At 52.6% G+C, this 12,355-nt stretch carries 11 protein-coding genes; all 11 read left to right on the top strand.

The annotated features are described in order from the left end of the window. Positions 1-14: 14 nt before the first annotated feature. The 11 genes from aroC (at position 15) to HMPREF1255_RS02640 (ending at position 12,290) form a co-directional block, all read left to right on the top strand. Positions 15-1,217 carry a chorismate synthase gene (gene aroC, locus HMPREF1255_RS02690; protein ID WP_036916996.1) on the top strand — a complete coding sequence of 401 codons (1,203 nt, stop codon included), beginning with the start codon at positions 15-17 and terminating at the stop codon, positions 1,215-1,217. Continuing rightward, positions 1,207-1,716 (top strand): shikimate kinase, encoded by a 510-nt coding sequence (locus HMPREF1255_RS02685; protein WP_016455964.1) that lies wholly within the window; start codon positions 1,207-1,209, stop codon positions 1,714-1,716. The genes aroC and HMPREF1255_RS02685 overlap by 11 nt, the downstream gene beginning before the upstream one ends. A gap of 1 nt (position 1,717) precedes the next feature. After that, positions 1,718-2,788, top strand: a complete 1,071-nt coding sequence (aroB, locus tag HMPREF1255_RS02680; protein ID WP_016455965.1) for a 3-dehydroquinate synthase — start codon at positions 1,718-1,720, stop codon at positions 2,786-2,788. Further along, positions 2,745-3,461, top strand: coding sequence for an FMN-binding negative transcriptional regulator (locus tag HMPREF1255_RS02675; RefSeq protein WP_024110767.1), 717 nt, complete (start codon positions 2,745-2,747; stop codon positions 3,459-3,461). The genes aroB and HMPREF1255_RS02675 overlap by 44 nt, the downstream gene beginning before the upstream one ends. 204 nt (positions 3,462-3,665) lie before the next feature. Next, positions 3,666-4,226 carry an elongation factor P gene (gene efp, locus HMPREF1255_RS02670; RefSeq protein ID WP_016455967.1) on the top strand — a complete coding sequence of 187 codons (561 nt, stop codon included), beginning with the start codon at positions 3,666-3,668 and terminating at the stop codon, positions 4,224-4,226. After that, the gene (nusB, locus tag HMPREF1255_RS02665) at positions 4,226-4,690 is read left to right on the top strand and encodes a transcription antitermination factor NusB (protein ID WP_016455968.1); all 465 of its coding nucleotides are present in this window, start codon (positions 4,226-4,228) and stop codon (positions 4,688-4,690) included. Before efp ends, nusB begins: the two co-directional genes overlap by 1 nt. A gap of 23 nt (positions 4,691-4,713) precedes the next feature. Then, positions 4,714-5,838 carry a glutamine-hydrolyzing carbamoyl-phosphate synthase small subunit gene (gene carA / locus HMPREF1255_RS02660; RefSeq protein ID WP_016455969.1) on the top strand — a complete coding sequence of 375 codons (1,125 nt, stop codon included), beginning with the start codon at positions 4,714-4,716 and terminating at the stop codon, positions 5,836-5,838. Further along, positions 5,831-9,160: a carbamoyl-phosphate synthase large subunit gene (gene carB / locus HMPREF1255_RS02655; protein ID WP_024110904.1), complete on the top strand. Its 3,330-nt coding sequence runs from the start codon at positions 5,831-5,833 to the stop codon at positions 9,158-9,160. Before carA ends, carB begins: the two co-directional genes overlap by 8 nt. An 8-nt stretch (positions 9,161-9,168) precedes the next feature. Continuing rightward, the gene (locus tag HMPREF1255_RS02650; RefSeq protein WP_024110788.1) at positions 9,169-10,248 is read left to right on the top strand and encodes a quinone-dependent dihydroorotate dehydrogenase; all 1,080 of its coding nucleotides are present in this window, start codon (positions 9,169-9,171) and stop codon (positions 10,246-10,248) included. Between the two features lie 8 nt (positions 10,249-10,256). After that, on the top strand, positions 10,257-11,054 hold the full coding sequence (pyrF, locus tag HMPREF1255_RS02645) for an orotidine-5'-phosphate decarboxylase (protein ID WP_016455972.1): 798 nt from the start codon (positions 10,257-10,259) through the stop codon (positions 11,052-11,054). A gap of 33 nt (positions 11,055-11,087) precedes the next feature. Continuing rightward, the gene (locus tag HMPREF1255_RS02640; RefSeq protein WP_024110860.1) at positions 11,088-12,290 is read left to right on the top strand and encodes an amino acid aminotransferase; all 1,203 of its coding nucleotides are present in this window, start codon (positions 11,088-11,090) and stop codon (positions 12,288-12,290) included. Positions 12,291-12,355: the final 65 nt, after the last annotated feature.

Raw genomic sequence — 12,355 nt, 5'->3', positions numbered from 1 at the left:
CCATAATGGAACCCATGTTCCGTTACATAACCGCTGGTGAGTCTCATGGTAAAGCGCTTGTCGCGACGATAGAGGGGATCCCAGCCCACGTAAAAGTTACTTCGGAAGACATCTCTGACGCGTTAGCCAGACGACGTCTGGGCGCCGGTCGTGGAGCTCGCATGAAGTTTGAGGCGGACGAGGTAACGATTCTCGCCGGTGTGCGTCACGGAAAAACCATCGGGACTCCGATCTCGATCATGATCAGTAACACTGAATGGCCTAAATGGCAGCAGGTTATGGCTCCGGATCCTGTAGGAGAAGAGGCTCTTTCTAAACTTGCTCGGAACGCCCCGCTGACTAAGCCTCGTCCAGGCCACGCAGATTTAGCCGGAATGCAGAAGTACGATTTTTCTGAGGCGCGTCCAGTACTGGAACGCGCTAGTGCACGAGAAACTGCGGCGAAGGTAGCAATCGGAAGAGTTGCGCAAAATTTTTTGGCTCAGGCTTTCGGCATCACCGTGCTCAGCCACGTCGTAGGGTTGGGCGGCGTAGAAGCTAACTACGACAGGTTCCCGAGAATGGCTGACCTGCCCCAAATCGATGCCGATCCGGTAAGGTCCTTCGACCCGCACGCCAGCAAGAAGATGCAGAAAAAAATCGAAGAGTACCATAAGGCGGGAGACACCTTAGGCGGTGTGATAGAGGTACTTGCATGGGGTCTTCCTCCGGGTCTTGGCAGCTATTCGCAAGCAGACAGAAAATTGGATGCTAAACTCGCCGGCGCTCTAATGGGAATTCAAGCGATCAAGGCGGTGGAGATCGGGGACGGTTTTGATCTGGCCCGTGTGCCTGGTAGCCAAGCTCATGACGAGATCCTGCGAGATGCTAACGGAGCAATAATTCGCCGCACCCAGCATTCTGGTGGAACTGAAGGTGGCATGAGTAACGGTGAGGTGCTGCGGGTTCGTGCAGCTATGAAGCCAATCGCCACTGTCCCGCGCGCATTAACCACGATCGATGTCGCCACAGGTGAGGAGGCCAAGGCCCATCACCAGCGTTCGGACGTCTGTGCAGTTCCAGCAGCTGGTGTAGTCGCTGAAGCCGCAGTCGCCCTAGTCATCGCTGAGTTGGCGATAGAAAAGTTCGGTGGAGATAGTCTCGTGGAGACCAAGCGCAATTTCCACTCCTACCTTCGCCAAATAGCAGATCGTAAACTTTCGATCCATGAGTTCTAGGTTCCCGATTATTCTCGTTGGTCTTCCTGGAGCTGGGAAGACCACGGTAGGGCGTCTGCTAGCGAAGCGGTTGAACGTTGATTTTCTTGATATCGATGAGAAAATCGAGCAAGACACCGGCAAGACGATCTCGAAGATTTTTGCTGAAAACGGCGAGAAGCATTTCAGAGATCTAGAGGTCGATACGATCTGTGCACTTTTGAATAGCAAGTCCGTCCTTTCACCTGGAGGTGGAGCAGTGACCAATCCCGCTATTCGAAAAATATTTAAGAACTACCCGGTTGTTTGGTTGAAAGTCTCCTCAACCTGTGCGGCAGGCCGTGTCGGTATTGCAGATTCAAGGCCCCTGCTTACAGGAGATCCGTTGGCTAAATTGGAAAAGCTTTATGCAGAAAGGCGCCCTTTTTACGAAGAGGTGTCGAGGTGGCAGGTCTCTACCGATGGTTTGGCCGCCGAAGAAGTCGTAGACGAAATCATTCGAAATTTCGAGGAAGCGTGAAATGATCCAGGTCGCTGCCGATAATCCGTATCAAGTGCATGTCAGTCATGGTGCCCGCCGCCAAGTAGCGAATTACCTGGGTGATGCGAATCGTGTTGCCATATTTCATACTGCTTCTGTAGAGAATTATGCCCTGGAGGTCGCCAAGAGCCTAGACGTCGATACCTACTCGATCGAAGTCAATGACGGCGAACATGCCAAGAATGTGCAGACGCTGGATCAATGTTGGCAAACGCTGGCTTCGCATGGGCTCACCAGGAACGATGTCGTCATCGGCGTCGGAGGTGGAGCCCTTACCGACCTGGCCGGGTTCGTGGCCGCAACGTATCTCAGGGGAGTCGGTTACATCAGCGTCCCAACCACAGTACTTAGTATGGTTGACGCCGCGGTTGGAGGAAAAACTGGCATTGATTTGCCTCAGGGGAAGAACCTCGTAGGTGCTTTCTATGAGCCGAGGACGGTCGTTGCCGATTTAGATTTCCTCGCTTCTCTTCCTGCCCGAGAGGTAACTTCGGGGCTCGCCGAAGTGGTTAAAGCAGGGTTCGTGAGGGATTCGAAAATACTCGATCTGATCGAAGAAGATCCGCAGGACGCCAAAAAAGTCGGGTCTGATCGACTGAAAGAACTAATCACACGAGGAATCTCCTTCAAAGCAGAGGTGGTGAGCGCTGATTTGCGCGAGAGAACCTCGTCGAAGGGCAATATTGGCAGAGAACTGCTCAACTATGGTCACACGATGGGCCATGCGATTGAGCGTTTCGAGAATTTCAAGATGCGCCACGGCGAAGCAGTGGCACTCGGCATGGTGTTCGCAGCTGAACTTTCTCATAGAATTGCCGGATTGTCAGCTGAAGACCTGAAAATTCACCGAGAGCTGATTGGTGCATTGGGGCTAGAGACTGCGTATTCGGCTGCGCCTTACGACGAATTAAGGCTGCTGATGAGTCTGGACAAGAAGTCTAGGGGTAAGACCTTGCGCTTCATTGGTTTGGAGTCGCTAGGCACTCCGACTCTGATAGAAAATCCTGATGAGGAAATCCTCAGGCAATGCTACGAGTCTTTGCGAGGCTAAAATGTACGTCCCAGCTCATTTTAAAATGCCAGCCGACAAGGCTCGTGAGTTCGTCAACTCCCGATTAGCCGGAGACCTCGTGACGACTGGCCCAGACGGTCTCGAAGCAACCTTTTTACCCTTCAGCGTTACGTGGCACGACGAGTCATGCACGCTCAAAGCCCATTTATCTAAGGTGAACAAGCAGTGGAGCCATGAAGGACAGGCGCTGGTTATTTTCAACGGTCCTGATCTATACATACCGCCCAGGTGGACTCCTCAATCTGGCTCTGAACAGGATCTTCTCCGACGACCGCAGGTAGTGCCGACCTGGAATTACATCACCGTTCATATGCGTGGGGAACTGCTTGCGCACGAAGACCCAGAATGGATCAAACAGTCGCTTTTCGAGCTCTCCCAACAGCATGACCCTTCATGGGATTTCTCATCCATCAGCTCGCATAAACTGGCCAAAATGACTCGAGCGCTAGTTGGTGTTGAAATACGCGTTTCAGAGGTAATTGGAAAAGCCAAGATGAGCCAAAACAGATCTGCCTCCGACATCTTGAACCTTGCCGACGCTATTGCCCAAGCCGGGCACGGTGAAGAAACCCAGAAATATTTACGAGAGGTCAGCTTGCCACACGCAAAGGCAAGAGAGCAGGCCGTTTTGGATGCGAAGGATAAACGCTGAGTGCGAAACCTGCGTTCATCTGACGAGTAAAGCGCGGTTGGCTACCTAGATTGGTAAATTAAAGGAGCTAGTCAACTAGAATTCTCAGCAGCTGTATATAACGCTTAAAATCAAGCGATTGGTTGTAGCTAACGCCAATCGCTAGAATACAGGGTTGGGTTCAAGCGCCCGGGTAAATAAATAATTGATCTGAAAGGCATCCAAGTGGCCACGACTAATGACATCAAAAACGGCACGATCCTCGACCTCGATGGCGAGCTTTGGCAGGTGCTTTGGTTCCAGCACCACAAGCCCGGCAAGGGTAACACGGTTGTACGTACCAAGATCCGTAACGTTGTTAACGGCAAGGTGGTAGATCGAACCTTCCCCGCAGATACCAAGATTGATATGGCTTACGTGGACCGTCAGGACATGCAGTACCTGTACGAGGATGCCACCGGATTCGTGTTTATGGATACCGATACTTACGAACAGTTGATCGTTCCCGAGGCCCTGGTCGGAGACGCCAAGGACTTCTTGCTTGACGGAATGATGGTCAACGTCGCCACCAACGAGGGCAACCCACTGTACATTGAACTTCCCGCCAACGTCGAAATGGAAGTTACCTACACTGAGCCTGGCCTGCAGGGCGATCGTTCTACCGGTGGCACTAAGCCTGCTACTTTGCAGACCGGCCGTGAAATTCAGGTTCCGCTGTTCATCACAACGGGTGAGCGCATCAAGGTGAACACCTCCACCGGCGAGTACCAGGGCCGCGTTAACTAATGTCTGAAATCCCGCCCGTGCCTGGTGCGGTCAAAATCTCTTCGGAGGACATGGCTGAACGCCATCACAGTGCCCGCACCAAGGCTCGTAAAGCCGCGTTAGACATTTTTTATCAGTCTGAGCTTCGCCAGACTGATCCTCTAGAGGTGCTAGTCGACGAGTCATGCCGCGTGCCTGAGCGCATGAGACCGTTCACGAAAGAGATCGTGCACGGCGTCATGGATAATCTCGATGCTATTCACGATCGAATCGACGAATGCGTTTCTGGCGATTGGACGCTGGAACGGATGCCGGCTATCGATCGTTGCCTAGCGAGAATCGCCATTTGGGAAATCGACCACACAGAGACGCCCGACAAGATAGTTATCAGCGAAGCCGTAGAGCTCGCCGATGAATTTTCCACAGATAATTCAGTCAAATTCCTAAACGGACTATTGGCGAAGGCCGTTAGAACCAAGCGTTAACGCTTGAGGGAAAGGACCCAGCGATGAATTTTAATCGTCAACCAGCAATATTGGTTTTAGAAGACGGGCGGGTCTTTCACGGCCGACGTTTTGGTGCGACAGGCGAAACCTACGGCGAGGGAGTTTTTTCGACTGGGATGTCTGGCTACCAAGAGACACTGACCGACCCGAGCTATTTCCGTCAAATTGTCGTGGCTACCGCGCCGCACATTGGTAATACCGGATGGAATGATCAGGATGACGAATCCAACCGTATCTGGGTTGCCGGTTATGTGGTCAGGGACCCAGCTCGAGTGGTTAGCAACTGGCGTGCCGATAGAAGCCTGGAAGATGAGCTCATTAACCAGGGAATTGTCGGCATCTGCGATCTGGACACTCGCGCACTCACGATCCACCTGCGTGAATCTGGAGCAATGAGAATGGCTATTAGCTCGGAGGACACCGACGAGAAAAAGCTGCTTGAAAAAGTCCGACACCAGCCACGAATGGCTGGGGCCAACCTGGTTCAGGAAGTAACAGCAAGCCTGCCATACGTAGTTCCGGCGATGGGTGAAAAGAAGTTTGTTGTCGCTGCTTTAGACCTAGGAATTAAGGCAAACACTCCGCGCGAGATGGCCAAGAGGGGGATCGAAACGCATATCTTCCCTGCTGGAACGGAGTGGGAAGAGATCTTCAAAGTTAACCCGGATGGGTTCTTTATCTCGAATGGGCCAGGGGATCCTGCTACGGCCGACCAAGAAGTAGAGCTCACCAAGAGGGTACTAGAAGAGGGCTTGCCGCTATTCGGCATTTGCTTCGGAAACCAGATTCTTGGCCGAGCGCTTGGATTCGATACCTACAAACTTAAATATGGCCACCGCGGAATCAACCAGCCGGTTCTCGAGCGTGAGACCGGTCGAATTGATATCACCGCACACAACCATGGCTTCGCGTTGGATGTCCCTCTCGATAAAACAACCAAGACAGAGTTTGGCGAGGTCAAAGTCAGCCACATCTGCTTGAACGATGACGTGGTCGAGGGATTGGAGCTACACAAGGATGGAAAGCTTCGAGCTTTCTCCGTTCAATATCATCCAGAAGCAGCGGCTGGTCCGCACGACGCAGAGCACCTGTTCGATCGATTTGTGAGGTTAATGCAGAATGCCTAAACGCACAGACATTAAATCAATTCTTGTTATCGGTTCGGGCCCGATCGTGATCGGACAGGCAGCTGAATTCGATTACTCAGGCACTCAAGCCTGCCGCGTGCTCAGGGAAGAGGGATACCGGGTAATCCTCGTTAACTCCAACCCTGCAACGATTATGACCGACCCGGAGCTAGCGGACGCGACTTATGTCGAGCCGATCACACCGGAAGCGGTTGCCAAAGTAATCGAGAAGGAACGTCCCGATGCGCTGTTGGCTACGCTTGGGGGCCAGACAGCGCTTAACACGGCAGTCGAGCTAGATAAACGCGGTGTCTTGGCTGAATACGGTGTAGAGCTAATCGGCGCAAACGTTGAGGCAATCACTCGGGGCGAGAACCGTGAAGCATTCAGGGAGGTTGTGGAGAACCTACCCGAGTTCGAGTTCGGTAAAGCTGAATCGGCTCGAAGTGTTGTTTGCCACACAATGGACGAGATCCGCGACGCGGCAGAGCAGCTAGGTTTCCCCGTCGTTCTGAGGCCTTCTTACACCATGGGTGGCGTAGGTTCCGGTTTCGCGCACAATGCTGAAGAGCTAGAACAGATGGCGAAGATCGGTCTCGATGCGAGCCCCGTCACTGAGGTGTTGGTTGAGGAATCGATTCAGGGTTGGAAAGAATTCGAGCTTGAATTGATGCGCGATAGCGCCGATAACGTGGTTATTATCTGCTCGATTGAGAATTTTGATCCAATGGGCGTGCACACTGGCGACTCGATCACTGTTGCACCCGCTATGACCTTGACGGATCGCGAGTACCAGTTGATGCGCGACGCGGGCATCGCGATCATTCGCGCGGTCGGTGTAGACACCGGTGGCTGCAACATCCAGTTCGCGATTGACCCCAAGACCGGTCGAATGATCGTCATCGAGATGAACCCTCGAGTGTCCAGGTCATCGGCTTTGGCATCTAAGGCGACCGGGTTCCCGATCGCTAAGATCGCGGCGAAGGTTGCGGTTGGCTATACGCTGAACGAGATCACTAACGACATCACCCAGCAAACCCCAGCAAGCTTCGAGCCGACTCTCGACTATGTGGTTGTAAAGGTTCCTCGTTTCGCCTTCGAGAAATTCCCGAGCGCAGACGATACCTTGACGACACATATGAAGTCGGTCGGTGAGGCCATGGCTATTGGCCGAAACTTCACGGAGGCATTGGGTAAGGCATTGAGGTCGCTAGAGGATAGCGACGCACCCTTCGACTTCAGCGCAGATCCCGGAAATAAGTCCGAACTGCTTAAGAAGGTATCTCGTCCTTACGATGGCAGGTGCGCCGACCTAGTGCGGGCGCTCCGAGCAGGAGCCAGCGTCGAAGAACTACACGAAGCAACCAAGATCGATTCCTGGTTCTTGGATCAGCTCCTTCTTATCGTTGAGGTCGCAGGCCAGGTCAGGCAGGCAAAGGAACTCACCCCCGAACTGCTTCGCGAGGCTAAGCGTCACGGGCTATCTGACGTGCAAATAGCAGAACTAAGAAATATCTCCGAACAAGCTGTTCAGCAGATTCGATGGGGACTTGGCATCCATCCGGTCTACAAGACTGTCGATACATGCGCCGCAGAATTCTCCGCGCGAACCCCGTACCATTACTCAACATTCGACGAGGTCAGCGAGGTTCAGAAGCGAGACCGTCCTGCAGTCATCATCCTCGGCTCTGGGCCTAACCGAATTGGGCAGGGCATCGAGTTCGATTACTCATGTGTGCACGCAGCTATGGCGATCTCTGCCGCTGGCTATGAATCGATCATGGTCAACTGCAACCCCGAGACCGTATCCACCGACTACGACACCTCCGATCGTCTCTACTTCGAGCCTCTGACGCTTGAAGACGTCCTGGAGATCTACTATGCCGAGCAGCAGGCAGGACCGATTGCCGGCGTCATCGTCCAGCTCGGTGGACAGACACCACTCAAGCTGGCTAAGGATCTTGCCGAAGCAGGCTTGCCGATCATCGGTACCAGCCCTGAGGCTATCGATCTTGCAGAAGAGCGCGGAGCTTTCGGTGAAGTCCTCACGAACGCGGGTTTGCACAGCCCTAAGCATGGCATGGCTCACAGCTTCGAGGACGCCAAGGAGATCGCAAACGAGATTGGATATCCGGTTCTTGTTCGTCCTAGCTATGTATTGGGCGGGCGCGGCATGGAGATCGTCTACAACGATGAAGCGCTGAAGTACTACATCGAAAATTCTGCTCAGATTAGCCCCGACCTGCCAGTTCTAGTGGACAGGTTCCTGGATGACGCGATCGAAATCGACGTCGACGCACTTTATGACGGCAAAGAACTTTATCTCGGTGGCGTGATGGAACACATCGAGGAGGCAGGTGTCCACTCCGGCGATTCCTCTTGTACTTTGCCCGCCGCTACGCTTGGGCGTTCGGTGATCGAAGAGATTCGTCACGCTACTGAAGAGATCGCCAAGGGCGTAGGCGTTAGGGGACTGGTCAACATTCAGTACGCCTTGGTATCCGACATGCTTTATGTGATTGAAGCTAACCCTCGTGCCTCACGTACTGTCCCATTTGTTTCTAAGGCGACTAATACTCAGCTGGCTAAAGCCGCAACGTTGATTATGCTCGGTAAGTCCATCGCCGATCTTCGCAAGGAAGGCTGGCTGAGGCCAGAACACGACGGCGCGTTTACCTGGCGTGGAATGCCGATTTCGGTTAAAGAAGCAGTTCTGCCCTTTAGCCGTTTCCAGACGCCTGAGGGGAGAACTGTAGATAGTATCCTCGGCCCTGAGATGCGTTCCACCGGCGAGGTCATGGGCCTCGATACCTCTTATGGAGTCGCCTACGCCAAATCACAGTCGGCCATTTACGGCTCCATGCCAACAAGCGGTAAGGTCTTCGTCTCGGTAGCTAACCGAGATAAGAGGAACATCATTTTCCCGGTCAAAATACTCGCTGACATGGGCTTCGAGGTGCTGGCAACAGAAGGCACCGCATCGATGCTCGACTTGCACGGAATATCTGTCACTCAGGTGCGCAAACACTCTCAGGGCATCGGACCTAACGGCGAACCAACCATCACCGATCTCATCAAAGACGGCGAAATCGCTCTCATCTTCAATACGCCAACCGGCGAAACTAGCGGCGGCTCTCCACGAGCTGATGGTTATTTGATTCGTACTGCCGCAATCTTGGCTCAGGTTCCGATTATCACCACTGTCCAGGGATTGGAAGCAGCAGTTCAAGGAATTGTCGCCGAAAAGGCGGGCAACATCTCAGTCTGCTCTTTGCAAGATTGGGCTAAGAAATCCGGCTCGGCCTGGAAGATCAATAGCTAGGAGTTTCAATGTTTGATGAGCTACGTGCCAGGTTCCTGCTGAACGGATACAAGCACGTTTTGCGCGGAATTCTCTTCAAATCCTACAAAGGAAACCCAGAGGTAATCCACGAGCAGATGATTAGGGCCCTTGGCGATCTGCCAGAAGGGGTTTTAGATCTTTGCGCGCAGGTAATCGGGCCTAGGCGTAATCCCGTCACAGTAGCGGGCGTTGAGTTTCCAGGCAGGGTAGGCGTTGCTGCTGGCTTGGACAAGGATGCTCGAGCGGTTAGGGCTTGGGCGAAACTAGGTTTCGGTTTCGCCGAGTTGGGAACGGTAACGCCTCGCCCGCAGCCTGGAAATAATAAACCAAGGTTGTTCCGGTTGATTCCATCCGAGGGAATTATCAATCGGATGGGTTTCAATAACCGAGGCGCCGAGGCAATGGCACGTAGACTCTCTGCGGCCGGAATCAGACGAGGTAACCAAAAAGTCGGTCTGCCTCTAGGCATCTCTATCGGAAAAAACAAGGTAACTCCGCTAGAAGAAGCTACCGACGACTACCTAACCGCTCTGTCCATTCTTGCAGATTACGCCGACTACGTTGCTATTAACGTATCCAGCCCGAACACTCCTGGACTGCGAAATCTTCAAGACGACAAATCTCTTGGCAAACTGATTTCCGCCCTGGTTGAACAGGCCGAGAATCTAAATCAAGACGACCCGCTTCCGATCTTCGTGAAGTTGGCTCCTGATCTGAGCGATAATCAACTGGCTTCGATAATCAGCATTTGTGAAGAGGCCGGAGCCTCAGGAATCATCGCCACCAATACGACGATTACTCGCGGTGATCTGAACCAGCACGATGTCCATTTAGCCAACCAAGCCGGGGGTCTTTCTGGAGCTCCGCTGACTAAGATTTCGTTGCAAATGGTCGAAAAGATCACTAGCAGAACCGAGCTTCCTGTCATGGGTGTTGGCGGCATCATGACTCCGAAAGATGCGCAATCAATGTTTGACGTGGGCGCTCAACTTGTTCAGATCTACACAGGCTTCATTTTCAACGGGCCTGCCCTAGTATCCGGAATTAATACGCTAACCCAGCCGTAGGAGTTATCTTGGCACCTTATATCGACCGACTAGAGAAAATTTGTCGCGAGCGTGCACATCTTTGCGTCGGACTCGACCCACATAAAAATCTCGTTGAAAAGTGGGGCCTTGATTACGACGTTAAGGGTGCCGAAAAGATGGCCCGCGACACCGTAGCTGCTCTTTCCGAGACTGTCGGTGTTTTCAAGCCGCAGTCAGCGTTTTTCGAATGCTTTGGCCCTGAGGGGACTATGGCACTCAAACGGGTGCTAGAGGACATTAGGCAAGCTGGTGCGTTGAGCATTCTCGATGTGAAACGAGGAGACATCGGGTCAACCATGGCTGCCTATGCAAACGCCTATCTTTCAGCAGATGCTCCGCTTGCCGCAGACGCGATTACTCTTAGCCCATACTGTGGCTTCGAGGCACTACGTCCGGCTCTGGACTTAGCAAAAGAAAATGATCGCGGAGTCTACGTTCTATGTCGCACTTCTAACCCCGAGGGCGAGAGATTGCAGCGCGCGCAGGTGGAGGCAGGAGCTACCGTTTCTGACGATATCGCTGCCGCAGCTCACGCTGAAAACATTGCAGCGGGCACTAACTACGTCGGCCTAGTAATTGGGGCAACGAAGGATAGCAACGTTTCTCTGGGCGATTTCGCTGGCTCCATTCTTGCCCCGGGCATCGGAGCACAGGGTGGAAAGATCTCTGAACTAGACCGGCTGTTTGGGAAAGCAGTAAATAAGGTTTTGCCTAGTTCTTCGCGCGGGATTCTCTCCGCCGGCCCCGATGCGGACAAGCTCCGAGCTGCAGTATTAGAAGCCTGAAACAACAATTAATAAACCAGGAAGATTTCAAACATGTCAATGTTCACTAGCGTGGAACAAGCACCGGTAGACGCCATTCTGGGCTTAAACGAAGCATTCAGGAATGACGACAATCCGAACAAGGTTAACCTTGGTGTGGGCGTGTACCACGACGAAGAAGGACGACTTCCGCTCTTAGATTGCGTACGCCAAGTCGAACGACAGATGGTTAAGGAGGCTAACCCGCGAAACTATCTGCCGATCACCGGTATCCCCGAATACAACGAAAGCGTTAAGCGTTTAGTATTCGGTGAGGACTCGTCCCTGATCAGTGACGGTCGTGTTGTTACCGTACAGGGGCTTGGCGGAACTGGAGCCATCAAGATCGGAGCAGATTTTTTGCACCGTCTTACCCCAAGGGTAAAGGTTCTTATCTCTTCGCCGACTTGGCCGAACCACAGGGGAATATTCTCGCGTGCCGGCTTCCAGGTCGAAACCTATAGGTACTACGACGAAATTAACCGGCAGGTTGATTTCGCGGGCATGTGCGCCGATCTGAAGGCCGCAGCAAGCGGAACCATCGTTGTCTTGCACGCGTGCTGCCACAATCCGACTGGATACGATTTAACGCACGCTCAGTGGGACAAGATTGCTTCGATTATCTCAGAACGTCATTTAGTCCCATTCGTAGATATGGCATACCAGGGATTCGCCGATGGCACGGAAGAGGATGCTTATGTGCCTCGCACATTCGCAGCCAAGCTGCCCAATGTCTTCATCGCTAACTCGTTCAGCAAGTCCTTTTCTCTATACGGAGAACGAGTTGGCGCCTTGTCGATAATCTGCGACGACTCTGAGCAGGCCAAGAAGGTTGAATCTCAGGTAAAGATCGTGATCAGGACGAACTTTTCAAATCCTCCGACGCACGGCGCCATGATGGTCAGCAGAGTACTGGGCGATCATGATCTTTACGATAGCTGGCAGATTGAGCTAGGTCAGATGCGTGACAGGATCAAACAGATGAGGACTGCCTTACTTAGGGGACTTGAAAACGCAGGTGTGGAACAAAACATGGACCACATAGTAAGACAGGCCGGTATGTTTAGCTTCCTAGGTCTGACTAGGGAACAGATGCAATTGCTAAGAAAGAAATTCGGTATTTACGGCACAGATACAAGCAGAATTTGTGTTGCGAGCCTAAACACATCGAATATCGACTATGTTTCAAAATCAATTGCTTCGATACTCAAAAAATAGGAGTTCCGACCGAATTGAGATTACAGTTAGTACCTAGGGGATAGTTGATAATCTCGTCAATTGTC

It is taken from the genome of Propionimicrobium sp. BV2F7, from assembly GCF_000510445.1.
GTDB classification, from domain to species: domain Bacteria; phylum Actinomycetota; class Actinomycetes; order Propionibacteriales; family Propionibacteriaceae; genus Propionimicrobium; species Propionimicrobium lymphophilum.
The sequence above is the reverse complement of the archived record's forward strand: the minus strand, read 5'-3'. Positions and strand labels throughout refer to the sequence as shown.